Genomic DNA, 22057 nt, shown 5'->3' with positions numbered 1-22057 from the left:
GGCGCCCGCCGTCAGCCGTGTTGGACGGGGCGGTCACGAAACCTCGCCCATGGGTGTAGGTGAGGTGCTCGTTGATCCAGTTCCGCTGGTCCTCGCCGAGCCCGGCCTGGTTCAGCTCACGGACGGACACGACGTAGTCCCGCGTGGTGGGCTCACCGTCCTCCACCGTGGTGTAACGGTCGACGTCGAGCGTCTGCGGGAAGCCGTAGTAGCCCCGGATCTGCTGGAGCTGCTGGAAGGTCTTGGACACCTTGCTCGGGTCGAGCAGCCGGATGTTCGGGATCGTCCCGGTGTCGGCGGCGATCTCCGGTGCCTTGGCGTCCGTCGAGGCCGGGTAGTCGATCGGTTCGATGTCCTGGATGCCGTAGGCCGCTCGGGTCGCCGCGATGTTGCGCGTGATGTACGGCTCCTCGCGCGAGGCCTCGTTCGGCTTGACCTGGAACTGCTGGACGATCGCCGGGTAGATCCCGCCGATGACCACCGACGACAGCACCAGGATGCCCGCGCCGAGCAGCGGCAGCGTCCATCCCCGCTGGAAGATGTTGTAGATGAACAGCACCGCGCAGGCCAGCGAGATGAACAGCAGGATCAGCTTCGCCGGCAGCACCGCGTGCACGTCGGTGTAGGACGCGCCGGTCGACACCCCACGGGCCGAGAAGACCAGGCCGAACCGGTCGAGGTAGTAGGCCCACGCCTTGAGCAGCGCGAGCAGGCCGAGCAGCACCGAGATGTGCGCCTTCGCCGCGGGTGCCACCCGCTCACCGGCGGACTGCAGCCGGATGCCCCCGAAGAGGTAGTGCGTGAGCACCGCGACCAGCAGTGAAAGCAGCACCGTGGTGAGCAGGAAGGCGAGCAGGAAGCGCTGGAACGGGTAGGTGAAGGTGTAGTAGCTGAGGTCCCGGCCGAACTGGGCGTCACGCTCGCCGAACGGCTCGCGGTTGACCCACAGCAGCCAGGTCCGCCACCGCCCCGACGCCGACAACCCGGCGACGATGCCGAACAGCGCCGAGACCGCCAGCAGGACCGGCAGCATGTAGGGCTCGATCGCCACCCGGTAGCGCTCGAGGTTCTGCTGCTCGGTCGACAGGGGACGGATCGGCGGGCGCAGCTTGTAGGCGAGTACTATATTCGTCCCCACGGCGATTGCCATGACTGCGCCGAAGAGCCCGAAAAGAAGTATTCGAGTGAATACCACTGTTTTGAAGACGTTGCTGAAGTCCACCGAACGGTAGAACAGAAGGTCCGTGTAGAGGCGGGTGTACACGCCCACCACCACGATGATCAGGACCAGGACGACCAGTACCGGCACGAGCAGACGCGTGCGTGTCAGTAGAGGTCTACGACTGGTACCTGCCACTAGCTCCTCCGTCCGTTCCCTGGTGCGACTGCCCGCCTTCCAGGGCAACCTACGCCAGCCGGGGTCGGCTGGATCCGAGAGGATGGGTCGGTGACCACTCCGAGCACCACCGAGTTGACCTCCGTCGTCCTGGAGGTCGAACGACACGTCGCCGAGCTTGGGTGGGACCAGCCCAGCCAGGTCTACGCACTCGCGGACACCTCCGAGCTGCTCCTGCGCGAACCGGGTCTGGCCCCCCACATCGGCGACGCCNCACCAGGTTCCCTAACGCCGGTGGAGCAGGAACCGCTCCCGGCCGGGCGCCTCGACGAAGTCCTGGCTGGCATCGGCTGGCCCCCCGAGGTCCTCGGCTGCGTCCTGGTCACCGAACTCGTGGTGCTGCCGCCCAGCGCCGAGGCCGACGTTCCCTATGACGAACGGGACATCGAGCACTGGGCCGCCAACCACCCCGAGCGACAGGACGTCCGGCTCGCGGTCGGGGTCACCCGGGCGGGCCTGCACGCCTCCTGCCTGCGGGTACGGGGCGACGACGAGCTGGTCATCGACCCGGATCTGGCCGACAACCTGGTCGACGGGCTGCTCGACACGTTCCGGTAGACCGCCGACCCGCGGGGCGGCAGGACCGGGCGCTCCGCGGTTCGGCGACCGCCGGCCCTCGCCTCGCCGGCCCTCGCCTCGCCGGCCCTCGCCGGCCTGGCGCCCCTCCCCGCTCTTTCCGTCTGGGCTACTTCTCGGCCGGGCAGGTCGGCACCGCCGTCGAGGCGGGGTCCTTCCGCAGGGTCTCCAGCGCGTCGAGTGCGCCCGACAGGCTCGTCACCTCGACGAGCCGCAGCTGATCCGGGCCGATCCGGACAGCGTCCACGCAGTTCTCCTTCGGCACCAGGAAGATGGTGGCGCCCGCCTGCTCGGCGCCGAGGATCTTCTGCTGGATGCCCCCGATGGAGCCGACCGCCCCGGAGCTGTCGATCGTTCCGGTGCCCGCGATCGTCTTCCCGCCGGTGAGCTCACCTGGTGTGAGCAGGTCGACGATGCCCAGCGCGAACATCAGGCCGGCGCTCGGGCCACCGATGTCGGAGATCCGGATCTTGACCGTGAAGGGGTAGGAGCGCTTCTCGGTGGTCGTGACTCCGATCATCGCGCGCTTAGGGTCACCCGTGGCGGCCCTGGTCGTGATCTTCACCGCGGCCGTGCGGTCGTCGCGGCGGTACGTCACCTCCACGGCGTCACCGGGCGCGACCTTGGATATCTCCGCGAGCAGGCTCTCCTGACCGGTGATCGGGACGCCGCCGACAGCGGTGATGACATCCCCGGAACGCAGCAGACCCGAGGCGGGCGAACCGGCCGGCACCTCGTGCACCATCACATCCGTCCCCGTCGGGGTGATGCCGAGCTCGCTCAGCGCCGCCGCCGTGGCCTGGTCCTGGGATTCCAGCATCGCCTGGGTGTTCTCCTGGCGGATCTCCTCCTGGGAGGTGCCCGGGGGGCGCACCAGCTCGCTGGGGACGACGGCACGGTCGGAGGAAGCCCAGTCCTGCAGCGCACCCAGCAGGTTCAGCCGGGGGGTCTCCTCCACGGTCGTCAGATCCAGGCTGCCCGAGGTGGGGTACGTCTCACGACCGCTGATCTCGATCAGCGGGGCCCCGTCCACCTTGCCGAGCGTGTCGGTGACCGGGCCCGGGGCGAACGTCACATAGGGCACCGGCATCCACAGGCCGACAACGGCGAGGATCAGCGTCAGTACCGACGCAACGAAAAGTGTCTGCGCGCGGCGGCCCATGCCCGCAGTCTACGTAGATCGCCGCCGGTGGTCCGCGGACGCATTCGCGGCGGGCCCCGGCAGCGCGCTGCCGGCGAGGTCAGGGGCCTTCATGCCAGTGGGGCGGCCGCGGCCCGCACAGGGCCGCGACCGCCCCACTCGACACGTGCGGAGCCGGTACCGGGACTGGCCTCAGGACACTCCGCCGGGCTCGCTCTCGGCGACGGCTGCCGAGGCCGTCGCCGCCGTCGCGATCGGCTCGGTCGGACCGGGGTCCGCCGGACGTGCGACGGGAACCGGGACGGAAGCGGCGAGGGTCGTCACGGAGGGTGACACTGGAGCAATGGAGGCCGGGTCACCAGCCGAGATGGGTCGGGCGAGGGCCGCCATGCCGCGGCGGTACCCCTCGATAGTGATCATGGCTTCGGAGGTGCGGTCGGGACGGCTGCGCAGCGTGAACCAGACCAGGGCGAGGATCAGCGCGGCGNGGGGGATAAGCAGGAACCACATGGCGGCCTCGACGTCGAGACGGGGGAAGGTAGATGACCTACATCTATCTTAGGTGCCCACTCAGCAGGCGCCTACCCATTCCGACGAGCCGTCCGCGAATGCCTGCCGCTTCCAGATCGGGACCTGTTCCTTCACGTCGTCAATGAGGCGGCGGCAGGCGGTCAGGGCCTCCGCCCGGTGCGCGGCCCCGGCCGCCACGATGACGGCTATGTCCCCGATCGCCAGGCGCCCCGTCCGGTGCAGCACGGCCATGGCGCGAACGCCCTGCTCAGCGGCCACGTCGGCGGCGACCCGGGCGAGCTCGCGGGTGGCGTTCGGATGCGCGCTGTACTCCAGGTCGTCCACCGACCGCCCATGATCATGATCGCGGACGGTACCGATGAACAGCCCGATTCCGCCCACCTCCGGCAGCCGAACGGCGGCCAGGCATTCGTCCACGGACAGCGGTGTTTCGCGTATCTCGGCGAGAACCACGACCCCGGGCCGCGCACTGCCGTCGGCAACCGGAGAGGGGTGCACAACGGGCACCTGGTCCGAGAAGGTGGCATCCACCCCTCGACCGNAACGCCCGACCGGCCACCGTTCACCAGTCGACCGGAAAACGCACTACCGTGGGTTCATGTCCCCACGGAACGTCCACGGGTCCCCGCGATGAGCGGCGGCTTCCCCTTCGGCTTCGGCCCGACGCCGGGTGGTGACCCCGGCCGCCCCTCCGGCGGCGGGGCACCGTTCTTCGCCGAGCTTGAGCGTCTCCTGTCCTGGCAGGGTGGGCCGGTCAACTGGGAGCTCGCCCGCCAGGTGGCGGTACGGGCGCTGGGCAGCACCGACCGCGCCGTGCGGCCCGCCGAGGTCGGCGAGGTCGAGAACGCGCTGCGCATCGCCGACGTGTGGCTCGACCCGGTGAGTGCCCTCCCNTCCGGAGCCGCCACCGCCGTCGCCTGGTCGCGCGAGCAGTGGATCGAGGCCACCCTGCCGGTCTGGCGGACGCTGTGCGACCCGGTCGCGAGCAAGGTCGTCGAGGCCATGCGCACCGGGATCTCGTCCGGCCTCAGCCAGCTCGGCGGCGGCGACCTGCCGCCCGAGCTCGCGGGCGCGCTGCCGCCCGGCGTCGACCTCGGCCGGCTGATGGGTGCCGGCGGGCCGGTCATGCAGATGATGAACCAGGTCGGCGGGATGCTCTTCGGCGCTCAGGTAGGCCAGGCCATCGGCAGCCTGGCCGGCGAGGTGGTGAGCTCGACCGAGGTCGGGCTGCCGCTGGGCCCGGCCGGCACCGCGGCCCTCCTGCCGGCCAACGTGGCGGCCTTCGGGGAGGGTCTCGGCCTCGCCGACGAGGAGGTCCGCATCTACCTCGCGCTGCGCGAGGCGGCCTCGAACCGGCTGTACGCGCACGTGCCCTGGCTGCGTTCCCACGTACTGGGCGCGGTCGAGGAGTACGCGCGCGGGATCGCCGTGGACCCCGAGGCCGTCGGCCGGGTGATGCAGATGATCGACCCGACGACGCTGATGAATCCGGAGCGGCTCACCGAGGCGCTCGGTGAGGACGTCTTCGCCGACGCCGACACGCCTGAGCAGAAGGCCGCGCTCGCCCGGCTGGAGCTCGTGCTCGCGCTCATCGAGGGCTGGGTGGACCACGTCGCGGACACCGCCGCCCGCGAGCACCTGCCGTCGGCGGCGAAACTGCGCGAAATGGTGCGCCGGCGGCGGGCGGAAGGCGGCCCGGGCGAGCAGATCTTCGCGACCTTGGTCGGGCTTTCGCTGCGGCCGCGCCGGCTGCGCGAGGCCGCGGCCCTGTGGGAGGCCCTGACCGTGGCCCGTGGCCACGACGGGCGGGACGCGGTGTGGGCCCACCCCGACCTGCTGCCCGGCGGGGACGATCTGGCAGACCCGTCCGCCTTCGTCTCGGGGGCGACAGCCGGCGGGGATCTGGACATCATGGCGGAAATCGAGAAACTTGACGACAAACCACCCGGCGAGGGTCCCGCCCCCACCTCGGACGGCCCGGGATCCTGACCCGGGCAGCCGCCGCGGCCGGGAAGGCCGCCGAGAAGCCCGCCACGAGGCCACACGAATTGACCGGCACGCTGATCGGTCGTAGCTTGACCTGACGGGCCCCCGGGTATGCGAGGCGCCTCCGGAAGGGGAAGCCGGAGGCTCTTGCGCTCCCCGGGGGTTCGCCTGTCTCCGGCGACATGGGCGGGATCGCCTTCTGACCGGCCGGGCGGACCGACCCGCGGCTGACCCGCCGGGCGGGCACCGCGCACCGGTCAGCACAACGAGAGCCCACCGGCGGGGCCCGGTCACCGCCGGTGGGCCGGGCACCGTCTCACGGCCGCGGCACCGTCTCACGGCCGCGGCACCGTCTCACGGCCGCCGCGACCGAGCCGTATTCATTTGTTTTTTCGCCGAATTCACCTTCTACAGAGTCGGCGAACACGGGTGCAGAAATGACGGAATCCCGCATTCGCGGACGAGAATCGTCTTTCCACAGACCCGGCTGACATCGGCCCCGACCCGGCGATGCCATGTCATCGTGGACCGGTCTCATCGCCGCCGGCCCGTCCCCGCCGGCCGACGCAAGGGGAGGATCCCGTGCGCCCGGTCCTCAAGCCCGGTCTCCGCCGACTCTGGCGGGACAGCACCACTCTGCAGATCGGCGTCGATCCGCTGCGCGCCGTCATACTGACCGGCATCGGCCCGGCCTACCGGTCCGCGCTGGACACCCTGGAGCCACCTGGCCCCGATCTTGATCCCGGTGGGCAGGCCCGCGATCCGGCCACCCGCACGATGATCGAGATCCTCGCCCAGGCCGGCCTGCTCGACGACGACAGCGACCCCGGCACCGCGGCCGGTACCGGGGTTCCGGCCTCCGCCGAGGTCGACCACGGCCGCTTCGCACCGGATGTCGCCGCGCTGTCGCTGGCGAGCTTCGGGGTCCGGCTGCCCCGGTCAGCGCTGTGGCGCCGGCGCCGGGCGCGGGTGTCGGTACGTGGCGCCGGGCGAATCGGGGCCCAGATCGCGACCCTGCTGACGGCTGCCGGCGTCGGCCAGGTGGTCGTCGACGATCCCGGCAGCACCGCGCCCGCCGACGTCGCGCCCGGCGGGCTGCGCCTCGACGACGTCGGCCGGCCCCGCTCGTCGGCCACCCAGGCCGCGATGGGCCGGGTCGGGCAGCTTCCGGGTCCTACCGGCCGCGTACCGACTCCGCGCTCGCCGCGCTCGGCCCGCTCGCCGGGTGCGCCGGGGGCGCCGAGGGCCTCCCTGGTGGAGCCACTGCGCCCCGACCTGGTGGTTCTCGCCCCGGTGGGCCTGCCCTTGATCCATCCGGACGAGTGCCTCCGCCTGGAGCGGGCCGGGTTCCCGCATCTGCTCGCGGGTGTCCGCGAGACCACCGGGGTCGTCGGCCCGCTGGTGGTTCCGGGCAGCACGTCCTGTCTGCACTGCCAGCACCTGCACCGGGACGCCCGCGATCCCGACTGGCCGATCCTCGCGATGCAGATGGTCCGGCCCTCGGAACGCGGCGCCGACCCCTGCGAGATCTCCCTGGCCACCCTCGTCGCCTCGATCGCCTGCATGCAGGCCCTCGATCTCCTCGACGCGGCGCCCCCCGCCACCGGCGGATCGCGGCCGCGGCTGCCCGCGACCGCCGAGGGCACCCTGGAGATCACCCGGTCCGACCTGCGGATCCGGCGCCGCACCTGGCCGCCGCACCCCGAGTGCCCCTGCCGCACCGCACGCCGCGCGGCCGACCCACCACCCCACGCCAACCCGGTCTCACCCACCGGGAACGCCCCCTCCCGCGACCGGCGGCAGCCCGACACGGGCAGCACGAGGTGAGGCCGTCTATCGCGAGGACGACACAGCGCCCCCCGGGAGAGGGCACGATGGAGGCGTGTCCGACATCCCGCGGCGGGCGGTCGTCCGCACCGCCAAGCTCGCGACCCTCCCGATCGGCATGGCCGGCCGGGCGACCCTCGGTGTCGGGAAACGTCTGGGCGGCCGGCCCGCCGAAGCCGTCGCCACCGAGCTGCAGGAACGCACCGCCGCGCAGGTCTTCCGGGTACTCGGGGAGCTGAAGGGCGGCGCCATGAAGCTGGGGCAGGCGCTGTCCGTCTTCGAGGCGGCGCTGCCCGACGAGGTCGCCAGCCCCTATCGGGCCGCCCTGACAAAGTTGCAGGAGGCGGCGCCGCCGCTGCCCGCCGCGGCGGTGCACAAGGTCCTGCGCGAGGAGCTCGGGGCCGACTGGCGGTCCCTGTTCACCAGCTTCGACGACACGCCGGCCGCGGCGGCCAGCATCGGGCAGGTGCACCGGGCGGTGTGGGCGGACGGAACCCCCGTCGCGGTCAAGATCCAGTACCCGGGAGCCGGTGCCGCGCTGCTGGCCGATCTCAACCAGCTCGGCCGGGCGGCCCGCCTGTTCGGTGCCCTCACCCCGGGGCTCGACATCAAACCCCTGATCGCGGAGCTCAAAGCGCGCATCACCGAGGAGCTCGACTACCGCCTTGAGGCCGCCTGGCAGCGGGCGTTCGCGCAGGCGTACGCGGGCGACCCGGACATCGTCGTGCCCCGTCCGATCGCCGGTGCCGACCGCGTGCTGGTCAGCGAGTGGGTCGACGGCGTGCCNCTGTCGACCGTGATCGAAAGCGGCACGCAGGAGGAACGGGACCGGGCTGGTCTGCTGCTCGTCCGTTTCCTCTACTCCTGCCCCGGTCGCGCCGGGCTGCTGCACGCCGACCCGCATCCGGGAAACTTCCGGCTGCTTCCCGACGGGCGCCTCGGGGTCCTCGACTTCGGCGCGGTGAACCGGTTGCCCGAGGGGCTACCCGAGCCCATCGGGCGGCTGGCCCGCCTGACCCTCGCCGGCGACGCCGAGGCGGTGGCGGAGGGCCTTCGGGCCGAGGGGTTCATCCCGGCCGGCGCCAGCATCCCCGCCGACGGTCTGCTGGACTATCTCGCGCCGATGCTGGCGCCGATCGCGCAGGACGAGTTCACCTTCTCCCGCGGCTGGCTGCGCGGCGAGGCCCTCCGGCTCGGCGACTGGCGGTCCGCCGCGGCGCAGCTCGGTCGCCAGCTCAACCTTCCGCCGTCGTACCTGCTGATCCACCGGGTGACGCTCGGCGCGATCGGCATTCTGTGCCAGCTCGGTAGTTCCGGCCCGTTCCGGGCCGAGATGGAGCGCTGGCAGCCCGGCTTCGCCGCGCCGCGAACCGCCGCCGCCCGCCATGCCAAGGCCGCCAACCGCCCTGGCCGCCGGCTGCCCGGGCTCGACGTCGAGGTCGGGGACGGGACCGCCGTCGCCCGGGCCAGGCCGGGGCCGGTCGTGCTGGCTCCGGCTCAGCGCGCCAGCCGCTCGCGCAGCCGTGTTCGGCCCCCGGAGCAGGCCGGGCCGGCCGAGACGAGCCGGCCCGCGAGCCGCACCCGGCCGGCCCGCGAACCCAAGGCCGAGCGCGACTGACCCACCGCCCCGCACACCACCGCCCCGCACACCATCACCCCGCACACCACCGGGCAGCTGACCACCGGCACCGACCGGGCGACGGTCGGCTCAGGTACCCGCGGCCTGCGGCGGCAGGTCGACCGGTGCGCCCGGGTGGCCGTCCGGGCCGGCCCCGGCGGTGCCCGGCGGCACGGAGACATCCAGGTGCGCGGAGACATCCAGGTGCGCGGAAACATTCAGGTAGATGAAGCCGTAGCCCTCGTCCCGGAACTCGATCCCGCACTCCCGCAGGGCGACGTCCCAGTCGCCTCGGCAGGCCGGGTCGGCTGTCTCGAATCCGTGGTCGGCCGTCAGCAGGATCGCGGTGGAGTCGGTCAGCCCGCGCCGGTCGAGCAGGTCGAGAAAGACCCCCAGCCGGCGGTCGGCGTCCGCGAGCGCGGCGCGTGACTCGGGCGAGCAGGCGCCCCCGCCGTGATGACCGGTATCGGTGATGGTCGTGTTCCACCAGGTCAGCAAAGGTGGTTCGGTGCCCTCGGCCCACAGGTCGACAATCTGGTTGAGTCCCAGCGCGTCCACCCGCGTCGACCACGCGTAGTCCGGATCGGCGGTCACCCAGCCCGCGTTCGCGTGCGGATCGCCCTCGGCCGGAGGCAGGTAGTCGTCCATGGTCGCGCCCCCCTGACCGCCGGCGCCGCCGGGCCGGGCGGAAACGCCGAGGTCGCGGACCAGACCGAACGTCGAATAGTCCGCCCCCCGGTCGATCGGCTCGTTCACACAGGCCGTCCGCGCACCGGGACGGGCCCGCGCGACCGCCTCGAAGAGGGTCAGGACACCCTCCCGGAGCTGGTCACAGGCGACATGCCAGGTCCCGGCGTCGTTGGCGATCACCTGGCGGCCGGTCTCCCGGTCGAAGTAGACGTTGTGCAGGATCCCGTGCCGGCCAGGCCCGACGCCGGTGAGTGCCGAGGTGTGATTGGTCAGGGTGACGCTCGGGAACTCCGCGACGGCACCCCNGGTCAACGCCACCCCGCGGGCCAGCAGGCGCGCGACGTTCGGCAGCTCGCCGCGCCCCGCCAGGTCGAGCAGGTCGTTGCAGTTCGTCCCGTCCCACAGCAGCCCGACCACGTGGCGCGCGCCGGGACCGGCGAGATCCGCCAGCGGCGCACCCTCCGTCGCGGGCATGGTCGCTCCGGCGAGCATCGCCAGCGTCGGGGCGATGTCGACCACCCTGGCCGCTCGCCTGAGCAGTCCCCGGCCGGTCACACCCGCCCCGGCGAGGAGCAGCGGCGCCCGCGACTGGCCCGCGTCGAGTGAGCCATGCTCACCCAGGTGACCCCCCCGTTCGGGCCAGTAGTGCCGCGGAGTGTGCACGACCACCACGTCGGGGGAACGCGTCGGATCGGCGAAGACGGACAGCAGCCGCCGCCCGGCGAGCGGATAGGAGTTCCGCGCCGACGGCGGGGAGGGATCCGCGAGGGCCGCGGCCAGCGGAACGCCGTGCAGCGGGTCCTGGACGGCGACCGGGTCACGGCCGCGCAGGACCTCCCAGGGCCCGTCCGGGGCGTCCGCCGGCAGGCGCGAGGCGCCGCCGGCGTTCGCGACCCACAACCAGCCGCGCTCGACCCAGGCGACCAGGTCGACGACATGGGCGAGCTTCGGGTCGGTCAGCACGGCCACCACGCGCGCCAACGCCTCGCCCGGAGAAGCGCCGGCCGCTGGTTGCGCCACCGTGCCGGCACCCGTCCGGATCGGATACACGCGATCGCTGCTGGGCACGCTCGCACCCTACCGGCGCCCACCGCACCATCAGGAGAAGCGCACGCCAACGCCAAGGGGCGGGGCGCCGAAAAGTCGACGCCCCGCCCTGCCACCCGGCCCGGAATCAGGCCGCGACCTGCTTACGCGGCCTGCCCCGGGGACGCTTGCGCGGGACGACCCGGCCCGTCACGACGAGCTCGCCGCCCCACACCCCCCAGGGCTCGGCACGGTTGATGGCGGCGGCAAGGCAGGCCGGTCGCACCGGGCACTGCACGCAGACGGACTTGGCNGATTCGACATCCGCCGGGGATTCGGCGAAGAAAAGCTCGGGGTCCACGTCCCAGCAGGGCAGGACGAGACGCTCCCGCTCGATCCGGGAATCGATCGAGGGGTCGAACACCGGGGTCACCTCCGACATTGGCGGTTTGTTCCAGTTCGGTAGCTCGGTCTTGGGTCCATCGGCGACGGTCAGGATCAGACCTCCGGGTGGTGGCTGGCGGACGGCAGACCTGGAGAAACACGAAGGCCGCGAATCCCTGTCGGGATCCGCGGCCTCGGGAGTCACTCCGGGTCGGCGCTAGGCCGGGAGTGGATCCGGAACGGGACCCGACTGCTGGAACGGACGCGTGCTGCCAGCGCCCGCCAGACGTGCGGTCGTGCCTTCATGAGTCATCGGGCTGCCCTCGACGGCAGCGCCCGCCAGGTCGGCGCACGTGGCGACGCGGCCAGCCAGGGCATCACCGCTCACGGCGTTGCCGGTTGCCGCGGCGCCATCNCGCGCGACGGCGGTCTGCCGGCCGCTGGCCTCGGCCCACCCAACGGCGAGGTCGAGGCAGAGATCGCGGCTCGGGGTCCACCCGCCGGACGGGAGTTGCAGGTCGGCGGGGAACAACCGCACACGCACGGCGGCCATGATCTTCGTGCTCATCATGACCTCCTCCGCGGCTCCGCCGAACCAGAACTGGTTCCGCCCCCATGGGCGCACTGATCGCGCCCCGGTGTTCACGGACAACGGTAGGAGCAGTCACCGAGACTGACAACCTATTTTTCGCGTGATCCACGGGACACGTTCCGGCACAGGGAGATCGACACAGGCCGGGCGTGTCGCTGGAGGCGACTACATAGTCACTTCATGTGAACACGCGACCGGGTACCGCCGGTGCCGCCGGTGCCGCCGGTGCCGCTGATGTCGCCGATCCGCGGGACGTCAGCGAGCCGACCCCGGCGGCGGCGTGGCCGCGACCAGCGCGAGGATGTCGTCGCCGTACCGGTTGAGCTTGACCTGACCGACACCCGGCAGCGCGACGAGTTCCGCGACGGTCGCGGGCCGCCGCTCCGCGACCAGCCGCAGCGTCGCGTCGGTGAGAACGACGAACGCGGGCGCGCCCTGCTCCCTGGCGCGCTGAGCACGCCAGGCACACAGCCGCTCGAAAAGGCCCGCGTCCGCCTGGCCCGGGCAGTCGTCGCACCGCCCGATCCGGGCCCGCGCGCCGACCAGTGCCCGCCCGCAGACCCGGCAGGGAACGCTCTGCCGACCCCGGGAACGACCACCGCCGTCCACTGCCGCGCCACCCTCGCGACCAGCACCTTCTCGTCCAGCACCTTCTCGTCCAGCACCGGCTCGGCCAGTACCGGCTCGGCCGGCACCGGCTCGGCCGGCACCCTCACGGTCAGCGCCCAGCCGTCCGGCATCCGAACGGCTGGCGCCTGAGCCGGCGGTCGCGGAGCGGGAGGCCGACCGGCGCAGGTCGTCGAGGAAGCACGACGGCCGCCGGGACCGACGGGCTCCCTCCGCACGGGCCAGCGACCACGACAGCGTCAGGTGAACCCGCGCCCTGGTGATGCCGACGTACAGGAGGCGACGTTCTTCGGCGATCTGCTCCTCGGTCTGGGCGTGGATGATCGGCAGCGTTCCGTCGACCAGGCCGACCAGGAACACCGCGTCCCATTCGAGGCCCTTGGCCGCGTGCAGTGAGGCCAGCGTGACCCCCTGCACCGTCGGGGCGTGCTGGTGCGCGGCCCGCTCGGCGAGGTCCGCGACGAAGTCGTCGAGGCCGGCCCGCGGACTGGCGGCGGCCAGATCGATGGCGAGCCGGTGCAGCGCGGCGAGGTTCTCCCAGCGCTCGCGGTCCGCACCCGGGCCGGCCGGCGCGGCGCCGGGGCGCCAGCCCAGCGCGCCCAGCACGTCGACGACGGCGTCGGCGAGCCCCCCGGGCCGGTCCGGCTCGGCGGAACGAACGGCCGCGCGCAGCATCCGCACCGCGCCGGTGACCTCGGGCCGCTCGAAGAACTTCTCCCCACCGCGCAGCAGATAGGGGATGTCAGCCCGGCCCAGCGCCGTCTCGTACGCCTCGGACTGCGCGTTGATCCGGTACAGCACCGCGATCTCGCTGGCCGGGACACCACCGGCCAGCAGCCCGCGGATGCGCCGGGCCACGCCCGCGGCCTCCTCGGGCTCGCTGTCCGCCTCCAGCCACGCGGGTGCCGGGCCCGGCGGACGCATCGCCACCAACCGCCCCGCGGAAGACTCCGGGGCAGCCGGGGCAGCCGGGGCAGCCGCCGGGGTGACGGGCGCCGCGGGCGGGCGGGCACCGTCGAGCAGGCCGTTCGCCAGGGCGACCACCTGGGGAGTCGAGCGGTAGTCGCGGACGAGCCGGACGACCGTCGCGGTGGGGAACCGCCGCGGGAACTCCACCAGGTACCGCGCGCTGGCCCCGGTGAACGAGTAGATGGTCTGGTGTTCGTCCCCGACGACGCACAGGCTGTCGCGCTCCCCGAGCCAGGCGTCGAGCACCCGCTGCTGGAGCGGGTTGACGTCCTGGTACTCGTCGACCACGAAGTGGCGATACCGGGAGCGCAGCTCGGCGGCGACCCACCCGTGCTCCTCGATCACGGCCGCGGTGAGCAACAGAAGATCGTCGAAGTCGAGGACGCCCGCCTCGCCCTTGACGTCCTCATATGCCTCGTACACCCGGGTCACGACGTCGGGGGCGTGCGAGGTCTCCCGCCGGTGCTCGGCGGCGAGGTGGGCGTAGTCCACGGGGGCGACCATCATCGCCTTGGCCCATTCGATCTCCGAGACGAGATCGCGCAGTTCGGCACGGTCCGGGCGGAGCCGCACCCGGTTCGCCGCGCGGACCAGCAGCGGCATTCTGCTCTTCTCCAGCCTCGGCAGCGCCACTCCGGCGACCTGCGGCCAGAAATAGCTGAGCTGGCGCAGTGCCGCCGCGTGGAAGGTGCGGGCCTGGACGCCTTCGGCCCCCATCGACCGCAGCCGCCCGCGCAGCTCCGCGGCGGCGCGGTTGGTGAACGTGACGGCTAGGATCTGCCCGGCACCGATCCCCCGCTCCGTCACCAGATGGGCGATCCGGTGGGTGATGGCACGGGTCTTGCCGGTGCCCGCACCGGCGAGGATGCAGACCGGGCCCACAGGTGCCAACACAGCGGCGAGTTGTTCGGGATCGAGCTGCTCGCCAGAATTCACCGGGATGCCCGGCGGTGGCACCGACCCGCTTCGGGGTGTAACCGAACTGCTCCGCGTTGTCACAGTCGACTCGCCCACGCCGGCAGTCTCCTCGACGGGCGACGGGCGGCGAGGAGACGCGGACGCCGGGCGACGGGCCCCGGGGGCAGTTGGTCCGGACATGATGCGACACGGTAGTCGGGGCGCGACCCGACACGCGGAAGCGGGAAGCGAAGGCACCACAACCGGGTTATGCACATCAGCCGCCAACCGGGCGGCCCCACCACGATTCGATCGCTCCCGACGGAGGTCCCGCTGTGATCACTATGTACACCACCCCCTGGTGTGGTTACTGCGTCCGGCTGAAAGGCCAGCTGGACCGCGCGGGCGTGGAGTACGTGACGGTCGACATCGAGCAGGACCCGACAGCAGAGCAACTTGTCCGCGATGCCAACAACGGCAACGCGACCGTGCCCACCGTGGTCTTTCCCGATGGGACGGTGATGACCAACCCGTCCCTCCGTCAGGTCACCGATAAGGTCACTTCTGCCGCATAACGGATACGCAGGGCGACGACATTGCGGGAGTTCACGCCTTCCCGGCGCACACATGGCCGGCGCGTGGGACGGTGTCCGTCACTGCCCGTGAACTTTGTGGGAGAGTTCGGCCTGTGTCGTCAGCACCTTCAGGACTCCCGTGGAGCACGGTCGACGCCGCGCTGAGAGCCACGCATGCACTCCACCAGATGGAGCAGACGTGCCTCGTCGCGGTGTCGGCGACCGATGCCGTCTATCTGCGGGTGACCGGGCCGATCCNCGATCTGGTTTCCGGGCTGGATGTCCCGCGCGCCCGGTGTCTACCTGCCCGAATGCTGGACGGGGCGCCAGCCGCCGGTTCTCNGGCCGACCAGGATCCCACCCTGGCCGACACCGTCGAGGCCGAACGGTTCGGCGTCCGCAGCCATGTCTCGATGCCCGTGATCGGCCCCGACGGGGCAGTGCTGGGCATCCTCGCCGGCCTCGACCGGTCCGCTGTCGCCGTACCCCCGGAATCACTCGGTGTACTACGGGCAATCGCGGACAGTCTGGGAGCGTCAGACGCACTGCGCGACCAACTGACGCGTGAGACCCGGCCGGAGGTTGCTGCCAGTAACGGGGTCGAGGGCGCCGACGCGGCCGGGCGGTCCGCCGCCGGAACCGGACCGGGCCCGGAAGCAGAACCGGGCCGGGGACGGGGACATCTCGGACCGGAGCCCGCGCCGGCAGGCGAACCCGACCAGGAAGCCGAACGTCGCCCGGCCGGAGGTGCCGGCCCGATCGGCGGGCCTGCCCCGACCGGTGAGCCCGCGATCGCGGGCAGCCCGGCGCGGGAGGCGTCCCAGGCGCCGAGCCCGCAGCCGGGGACCCGGCTCGGCCAACCCGGCCCGGCGGCCCCGGAGCCCGCACCGGGAACGCCCCGGGTGACCCCGGAGGTCCTCGCCCGCGCGGTCCGGTCCGGGCCACCCGCCCGGCCGGGGGCTCCGCGACCCGCCCCGCCCAGGTCAGGTCCTCCTCGCCCCGGCGTCGCCCGCGGCCCGAGCGGCGCGGCCGGCGGCGGCGCCCCCGGGCACGGCGCCGCCGACATGCGGCTGCGACGGGCGCCGGCGGGCTGGATCGTGGAAGGACCGGGCTCCGAGATCCGCCCGGTCGGCGATCTCATCTCCGCGATGGTCCTCGCCGACCTGCTCGCCGAGGACCTCAGCCCGCCGGGCCGCCCCCGCCGCGCCGACCGCGATCTCAACGAGACCGAGCAGCTGCGGCTGTCAGTGATCCAGCTTGAGCACGCGCTGGCCTCCCGGGTCATCGTCGAGCAGGCCATCGGAGTACTGGCCGAGCGCAACCACATCAAGCCCAGGGACGCCTTCGAGCGACTGCGCCGAACCGCCCGGGGAATGGGCCGGCGGGTCCACGACCTGGCCCGTCAGGTGGTCGACTCGGTGGGCGACCCACGGGTCAACCTGCCCGGGGAGCTGGGCCGCGGCGGATCCGGACCCCCGCCCGGGCCGGCCTCGGGAGGGCCCGGCGGCGGAACGCCCCGCCCCAGCCCGCCGCGTGCCACGCCCAGCCGCCGCTGACCCTGCCGGCCCTGCCCCCACCGGCGCCAAGCTCCCCGTTCCGGCTTCCGCGACCACCCGAACCACAGCCGCCCGCACCGCGACCGCCCGCACCGCGACCGTCGCCCGTACCGCAGTCACTCGCCATGCCCCCGCGCGGGTCAGACCGGCTCGACGTCGCCGAGTACCCGCACGGCGTCGGCGATCTTCGAGGCGTCGCCCACCAGGACGGTGACCAGCCCGGTCGGCGCCAGCAGCTCGGCCGAGACCGCCTGGACCTCCGCCGCGGTGACCTGGGTGAGGGCCCGCGGATGGTCCCGCAGGTACTCCACCCCGACACCGGCCCCCGACAGCCCGGACAGCGTGCCGGCCAGGCCCGCCGCGGTGGCGCCCGACAGCGCCAGCGTGCCGATGAGGTACTGGCGGGCGGCGTCCAGCTCGTCGGCACCCGGCGGCAGCAGCGCCATCCGGCCGAGCTCGTAGAGGATCTCCAGCAGCGCCGGACCGGTCACCTCGGTGGAGACGTCCGCCGCGACGGTGAACCGGGAGCCGGCCTGGTAGTGCTCGACCGCGCTGCGCGGCGAGTAGGTGTACCCCTTGTCCTCGCGGATGTTGGAGACCAGGCGCGAGCTGAAGTAGCCACCGAAGATCGTGCTCGCCAGCCGCAGCGCCGGGTGCGCCGGCGCGAAGCGGTCCAACGCCCGGCCGCCGAGCCGGATGTTCGTCTGCACCGCGCCGGGACGGTCGACGATCACGATGCGGCCGGCGGCGGCCACCGGGGCCGGCGGGTGGCCTTCGGCGGCGGTTCCCTTCCACGCGCCGAGCGTGGCGTCGACCGCGTCGAGCGCGCGCTCGGGGTCGACGTCCCCGACGACGGTGAGGATCGCGCCGTCGGGGCAGACCCGCGCCGCGTGCAGGGCGCGTACCCGCTCGGCGCCGACCTCGCCGAGGGCGGACGGCTGGCTGAGGGCGCTGCCGTACGGGTGGTCACCGAACATCCGGCGCAGCAGCGCCTCGCGGGCGATCACCGCGGGCTGACTCAGCGCGGTGGCGGTGTCCTCGATGATGCGGGCCCGCTCACCGGCGAACTCGTCGTCCGGATAGCTCGCCGAGATCAGCACGTCGGCGATCAGCGCCAGCAGCGGCTCCAGGCTGGTGGCCAGCGCGGAGCTGACGACGGCCAGCCGGTCGGCGTCCACGCCGGTGCGCAGCGACCCGCCCAGCGCCTGCACGGCGGTTGCCAGCCCGACCCGGTCATACCGACCCGAACCGGTGAGGATCGTCTCCGCCAACAGCTCGGCCTCGGCCTGGTGCGCGGCGCCGGCGCCCGCGAAGGGGATCCGCAGCCGCAGTTCGACCAGCGGGACACTCGACCGGGCGACCACGTCGACCCGCAGGCCGTTCGCCAGGGTGCGCCGGACCACCGCCGGCAGCTCCGCCGGGACGGTAGGGGTGACCACCGGGATCACCGAAGGGGCCTGAGCGGCGGCCTCGGCCCCGCTCCCGGCAGTCGCCGTCCCGGCGCCCGGACTCTGGGCGGTCGGAGTCTGGGCGGTCGGAGTTTGGGCGGTCGGAGTTTGGGCGGTCGTCGTCACCGTGCCTCCTCGTCCCCCGCGCGGGAGATCCCCGCACCGGTCATCGTGCCGGTGGCCCGGTCTCGGGGCATCGTCATCGTCACGCGGCGCCCGCCCGCAGCTCCAGCACCGCGCGGCCCTGCGCGCGCAGCGCGCCCGCGGCGGCGGCGACCGCCTCGGCGCCGACCTCCGCCAGCAGGCCGGGCAGTTCGTTGAGCAGCTCGGCGCGGCCGTGGTGCAGCTCGAAAGTCGCAATCTTGAGAGCGCGGCCGAGCGCGTCATCCGCCTCCCGCAGCATGCCGGCGGCGGTCTGGGCCCGGACCCGTTCGAGCTCACCGGGCTCAAGCCCGTCACTCGCGATCCGGTCGAGCTCCTCGTCGACGGCCGCGAGCACCGCGTCGACACCCGAATCGCCGGTCTGCCGGGCCTCCAGCGTCAGCAGCAGCGGATCGCGCTGGTCGAACGGGTCCCCGAAGGTGCCGACATAGGTGCTGACCGCGGTCACCGAACGGTCCTTCTGGACGAGCCGCCGCTCCAGCCGGCTCGCGTCGCCGGTGGTGAGCACATCGGTGAGCAGGGACGCCGCGAGGAAGCCCGGAAGGTCGGCGGCGGGATCCGGCACCCGGTAGCCCACCGCGAGCGCCGGGCGGGGCGCCAGCCGGTCGGTGAGCACCTCCCGGCACTCCCCCGCCCGCACCGGCTCGGCGAAGCTGCGCCGCGCCGGGACCGCGCGGGCCGGGATCACTCCGAAGTACCGCTGGATGAGGTCGAGCACCCGGTCGGGCTCGAACTCGCCCGCGACGGTCAGGATCGCGTTGCCCGGCGCGTAGAACTTGTCGTAGAAGTCCGCCGCGTCGTCCAGGCTGGCGGCTTCCAGCTCGGTGAAGTCGCCATAGCCGTTGTGCGCGTTCGGGAAGGTGTCGAAGGCGACCGGCGGGAGCGTGATCCACGGGAACCCGCCATAGGGCCGGTTCAGCACGTTGACCCGGATCTCCTCCTGGACCACGGCGATCTGGTTGTCCAGGTTCTCCCGGGTGATCTTCGGCGCCCGCATCCGGTCGGCCTCGAGGAAGAGCGCCAGTTCGAGGGCACCGGAGGGCAGCAGCTCGAAGTAGTCGGTGTGGTCGGGGTGGGTCGACCCGTTGAAGATCCCGCCGGCGGCCTGCACGTACTTGGGGTGCTCGGCCTTGCCCACGTTCTCGCTGCCCTGGAACATCAGGTGCTCGAACAGATGGGCGAACCCCGTCCGCCCCTCGGGCTCCGAGCGGAAACCCACGTCGTAGTGCACCGCGACCGCCACGACGGGGGCAGTCTGGTCCGGAGCGAGCAGAACCCGCAGGCCGTTGTCGAGGGTCGCCCGCCGCACCGGGTACGAGGGGGCGGGCAGCGTGCCGCTCACCGCGCTGAGGGCGGTAGGGCCGGCGGTCGAAGGCGAGGACACATCGCCACGCTACTGCCCGCGCCGCCCAGCCGGCCACGTTCGGCATCTTCACCTCCTCGACCCGTCCCCAGGCGGAGAGAAGAGGACTACGAAAGGGCGATACGGGCACCAATCACGTGGCCCACTCTGTGACACGAGCACGAATCTGTGGCCCGAGCACGAACGCGGCCCGACCGGGGCCAGAGCCGTCAGCGTTGCTGGCGACCGCCGGCGGCCGAGACGAGGAAGACGAGCACCGCGGCGGCCGCGACCTGCAGCAGCAGCGTCAGCAGCCAGCCGGCGTCGACACTCGTCGCGACGACGAGCCCGAGGGCGGCCCCCAGCAGGCCGATGAGCACGGTCATCAGGCAGCCGATCGGTGCCTGCCGGCGCGCGGGGACGGCGAGCCGGCCGAGCAGGCCGATCGCGCAGCCGGTGAGCAGCACGCTGACGATGCCGGTCGGAGTCTCCACGCGACGATTGTGCTCCTCACACCCGGAACCCGGCGCCGGGCGGCGGGCGGCGGGCCGGTGGTCCTCAGGGCGGGGCGGCGGGCGAGACTGTCCCGGTGGGAACCTTTCCGCCCGGGCTGAGCGGCTCGCTGGCCCACGGGCTGGAATCACTCGCCGAGGAGATCATCGCGGCGATCGCCGCCGAGGTGCCGGCATACGCCCGCCCGCTGGAGGGCTCGTTCGGGCGGGGCGTCCGGCGGGGGGTGGAGGAGGCGCTCGCCCGCTTCCTCGCCATCGTCGAGGCCGGGCCGGCGGCCGCCGGCGATCTGGCCGCGAGCCGGGAGGTCTACGTCCGGCTGGGGCGCGGTGAGGTCCGGGCCGGCCGCTCCCTCGACAACCTGCTGAGCGCCTACCGGGTGGGAGCCCGGATCTCCTGGCGCCGGCTCGGGGAGGCGGCGCTGCACGCCGGGCTCGACGCGGCCGCGCTCGTGTCCCTGGCCGAGATGATGTTCGCCTACATCGACGGCATCTCGGCCGCCTCCGCGGACGGCTACGCGCTGGCCCAGTTCGAGGCCGCCGGTGAACGGGAACGGCTGTGGGACCGTCTCGGTGAGCTGCTGCTCTCCGGCGCGGACGCCGCCACCATCGAGCATGTCGCCGGCACCGGCGGAATCCGGCTGCCCGCGCGGATGGCGGCGGTCCTGGTGCCCCACGGACCCGGCGAACAGCCGCCCCCGAACGTGTCGATCGGCCTGCCCCGTGCCAGCCACGGCGCGGAGTTCTGGCTGTTCGTGGGGGACGCGGGCGACCCGTTGCGGCGGCAGCGGCTGGCTGAGCGGCTCACCGGCACCGGCGCGGTCGTCGGGCCGTACGTCGCCTGGCGGCAGATCACCTCGAGTGTGGAGCGCGCGCGGTTCGCCCGCACCGCGCTGATCGCCGGCCGGCTGCCCGCGGCGGCCGGGCGGGACACGCTGTTCACCGACGACCACCTGGCCGACCTGCTGCTGGCCCGCGACCCGCGGCTGCTCGACGATCTCGCGCGGCGGCGGACCGNGCCGCTGGACGCGCTCCCCGAACGCACCCGGACCCGGCTGGCCGAGACCCTGCTGTACTGGCTCGCCCTGCACGGCCAGCGCCGGCTGGTCGCCGAGCGGCTGCACATCCACCCGCAGACCGTGCGCTACCGGGTCGGGCAGCTGCGGGACCTGTTCGGCGAGACCCTGGACGACCCCGAGGCCCGTTTCGAGCTGGAGCTGGTCCTGCGGGCGACCATCGGGCTGCGACCGGGGTGCCCCGTGGGCCCGCCCGCCGCCGACGGCGATTCCGGGACCAGTCCGGGGGCCAGCATGGTAACCAGCCCAGGACCAGGACCAGGACCAGGACCGGGACCGGAGCCCGCGGCACCGCCGCTTCGGGCCGACTGACACCCGCCGGTCGCGCTACGGTCTGTGCTGTGCGGGTCGGTTCGTTCAACGCGATGCACGGCCTGTCCCTCGCCGACGGCCGGGTCGAGGTGGACCGTCTCACCGCCGCGATCGCCGACCTGGACTGCGACGTCCTCGGCCTGCAGGAGATGGATCTCGCGCAGCCGCGCTCCGGCGGGGGCGACCTGGCCGCCACCGCCGCCACCGCGCTGGGGGCCGCCGACGACGGCTGGCGGTTCGCCCCGACCGTCTACGGCACGCCGGGGCACCGCTGGCGCCCGGCTGACGGGCACCGGGCCGCGGGCGAGCCGGCCTACGGCATCGCCCTGGTCAGCCGGCTGCCGGTACACCGCTGGTGGGTGGTGCCGCTCGGCCGGTCACCGGTGCGGGCTCCCGTCCTGGTCGCCGGGACGTCCCGGCGGGCCCGCNTGATCCTGCTCGACGACGAGCCGCGGGTGGCCCTGGCGGCCGTCATCGAGACCGCCAGCGGACCACTCACCGTGGTCACCACCCACCTCTCGTTCGCGCCGGGCTGGAACGCCGTCCAGCTGCGCCGGCTGGTCCGCCGCCTGCGCGGCGCCGACGGGCCGGTGCTGCTGCTCGGCGACCTGAACCTGCCGGGGCGGTTGCCCACCGCGCTCACCGGCTGGCGGCGCCTCGCCGCCCACCGCACCTATCCCGCGCATGCGCCCCGGGTGCAGCTCGACCATGTCCTGGCCCGCGGGCCGGTGGGGACGGTCGCGTCCACCGAGGCCCGTCGCACCGCGGTCTCCGACCACCTCGCCCTGCTGGTCGACATCCGCCGCTGAACGCCGCC

At 73.3% G+C, this 22057-nt stretch carries 15 protein-coding genes and 8 pseudogenes; 12 read left to right on the top strand and 11 right to left on the bottom strand.

Features of this window, described 5'->3' with window-relative positions; genetic code table 11:
- Positions 1-1357 (bottom strand): UPF0182 family protein (locus UG55_RS36790; RefSeq protein WP_242424316.1); only part of this gene is annotated, 1357 nt, incomplete at its 3' end.
- A gap of 90 nt (positions 1358-1447) precedes the next feature.
- On the opposite strand from UG55_RS36790, the pseudogene UG55_RS36785 reads away from it, so the two are divergent.
- Positions 1448-1609: pseudogene (locus tag UG55_RS36785) on the top strand (hypothetical protein); the annotation flags it as partial.
- 1 nt (position 1610) lies between these two features.
- Positions 1611-1954: PPA1309 family protein (locus tag UG55_RS36780; RefSeq protein ID WP_242424315.1), on the top strand; the 344-nt coding region annotated here is incomplete at its 5' end.
- 127 nt (positions 1955-2081) lie between these two features.
- Here the strand turns inward: UG55_RS36780 and UG55_RS14155 are convergent.
- Together UG55_RS14155 and UG55_RS14145 are read right to left on the bottom strand one after the other, a co-directional pair.
- On the bottom strand, positions 2082-3134 hold the full coding sequence (locus UG55_RS14155; protein ID WP_066068252.1) for a PDZ domain-containing protein: 1053 nt from the start codon (positions 3132-3134) through the stop codon (positions 2082-2084).
- Positions 3135-3683: 549 nt separating this feature from the next.
- Positions 3684-4175, bottom strand: a complete 492-nt coding sequence (locus UG55_RS14145) for a molybdenum cofactor biosynthesis protein MoaE (protein WP_066068246.1) — start codon at positions 4173-4175, stop codon at positions 3684-3686.
- Between the two features lie 99 nt (positions 4176-4274).
- Here UG55_RS14145 and UG55_RS36775 point away from each other — a divergent pair.
- The 5 genes and pseudogenes from UG55_RS36775 to UG55_RS36765 all read left to right on the top strand — a co-directional run.
- A pseudogene (locus tag UG55_RS36775) lies at positions 4275-4537 on the top strand (zinc-dependent metalloprotease); the annotation flags it as partial.
- Between the two features lies 1 nt (position 4538).
- Positions 4539-5633, top strand: a 1095-nt coding sequence (locus tag UG55_RS14140) for a zinc-dependent metalloprotease (RefSeq protein WP_242424314.1), incomplete at its 5' end; no start/stop codon positions are given.
- A gap of 579 nt (positions 5634-6212) precedes the next feature.
- Positions 6213-7457, top strand: coding sequence for a ThiF family adenylyltransferase (locus tag UG55_RS14135; protein WP_066068240.1), 1245 nt, complete (start codon positions 6213-6215; stop codon positions 7455-7457).
- Positions 7458-7512: 55 nt separating this feature from the next.
- A pseudogene (locus tag UG55_RS36770) lies at positions 7513-8243 on the top strand (ABC1 kinase family protein); the annotation flags it as partial.
- A gap of 1 nt (position 8244) precedes the next feature.
- A partial coding sequence (locus UG55_RS36765; RefSeq protein WP_242424313.1) for an AarF/UbiB family protein occupies positions 8245-9075 on the top strand: 831 nt, incomplete at its 5' end.
- 90 nt (positions 9076-9165) lie between these two features.
- Here the strand turns inward: UG55_RS36765 and UG55_RS36760 are convergent.
- From UG55_RS36760 to UG55_RS14110, 5 genes and pseudogenes are all read right to left on the bottom strand, one after another.
- Positions 9166-10070: pseudogene (locus tag UG55_RS36760) on the bottom strand (alkaline phosphatase family protein); the annotation flags it as partial.
- A gap of 1 nt (position 10071) precedes the next feature.
- Positions 10072-10833 (bottom strand): annotated as a pseudogene (locus tag UG55_RS36755) (nucleotide pyrophosphatase); the annotation flags it as partial.
- A 106-nt stretch (positions 10834-10939) separates the two neighbouring features.
- Positions 10940-11104 (bottom strand): annotated as a pseudogene (locus UG55_RS36750) (WhiB family transcriptional regulator); the annotation flags it as partial.
- 1 nt (position 11105) lies between these two features.
- Positions 11106-11287 (bottom strand): annotated as a pseudogene (locus UG55_RS36745) (hypothetical protein); the annotation flags it as partial.
- Between the two features lie 735 nt (positions 11288-12022).
- Positions 12023-14461 (bottom strand): ATP-dependent DNA helicase UvrD2, encoded by a 2439-nt coding sequence (locus tag UG55_RS14110; protein WP_066068228.1) that lies wholly within the window; start codon positions 14459-14461, stop codon positions 12023-12025.
- Between the two features lie 134 nt (positions 14462-14595).
- Here UG55_RS14110 and UG55_RS14105 point away from each other — a divergent pair, with 134 nt between their 5' ends.
- Positions 14596-14835, top strand: a complete 240-nt coding sequence (locus tag UG55_RS14105; RefSeq protein ID WP_066068222.1) for a mycoredoxin — start codon at positions 14596-14598, stop codon at positions 14833-14835.
- 413 nt (positions 14836-15248) lie between these two features.
- Positions 15249-16391, top strand: a complete 1143-nt coding sequence (locus tag UG55_RS36740; protein WP_313954613.1) for an ANTAR domain-containing protein — start codon at positions 15249-15251, stop codon at positions 16389-16391.
- A 140-nt stretch (positions 16392-16531) separates the two neighbouring features.
- Here the strand turns inward: UG55_RS36740 and UG55_RS14095 are convergent, their stop codons facing one another.
- From UG55_RS14095 to UG55_RS14085, 3 genes are all read right to left on the bottom strand, one after another.
- Positions 16532-17839: a pitrilysin family protein gene (locus UG55_RS14095; RefSeq protein ID WP_066068215.1), complete on the bottom strand. Its 1308-nt coding sequence runs from the start codon at positions 17837-17839 to the stop codon at positions 16532-16534.
- Between the two features lie 205 nt (positions 17840-18044).
- Complete coding sequence (locus UG55_RS14090) at positions 18045-19385, bottom strand: M16 family metallopeptidase (RefSeq protein ID WP_396230908.1); 1341 nt, start codon at positions 19383-19385, stop codon at positions 18045-18047.
- A 188-nt stretch (positions 19386-19573) separates the two neighbouring features.
- Entirely contained in the window at positions 19574-19837 is a 264-nt protein-coding gene (locus tag UG55_RS14085) for a hypothetical protein (protein ID WP_066068213.1), read from the bottom strand.
- 1033 nt (positions 19838-20870) lie between these two features.
- Here UG55_RS14085 and UG55_RS36735 point away from each other — a divergent pair.
- The 3 genes and pseudogenes from UG55_RS36735 to UG55_RS36725 all read left to right on the top strand — a co-directional run.
- The coding region (locus UG55_RS36735) for a helix-turn-helix domain-containing protein (protein WP_242424312.1) at positions 20871-21240 on the top strand (370 nt) is incomplete at its 5' end.
- A 29-nt stretch (positions 21241-21269) separates the two neighbouring features.
- A pseudogene (locus UG55_RS36730) lies at positions 21270-21668 on the top strand (endonuclease/exonuclease/phosphatase family protein); the annotation flags it as partial.
- Position 21669: 1 nt separating this feature from the next.
- A partial coding sequence (locus UG55_RS36725) for an endonuclease/exonuclease/phosphatase family protein (RefSeq protein WP_242424311.1) occupies positions 21670-22049 on the top strand: 380 nt, incomplete at its 5' end.
- Between the last annotated feature and the right edge of the window lie 8 nt (positions 22050-22057).

The sequence above is a fragment of the Frankia sp. EI5c genome (assembly GCF_001636565.1).
GTDB lineage: Bacteria > Actinomycetota > Actinomycetes > Frankiales > Frankiaceae > Parafrankia.
The sequence above is the reverse complement of the archived record's forward strand: the minus strand, read 5'-3'. Positions and strand labels throughout refer to the sequence as shown.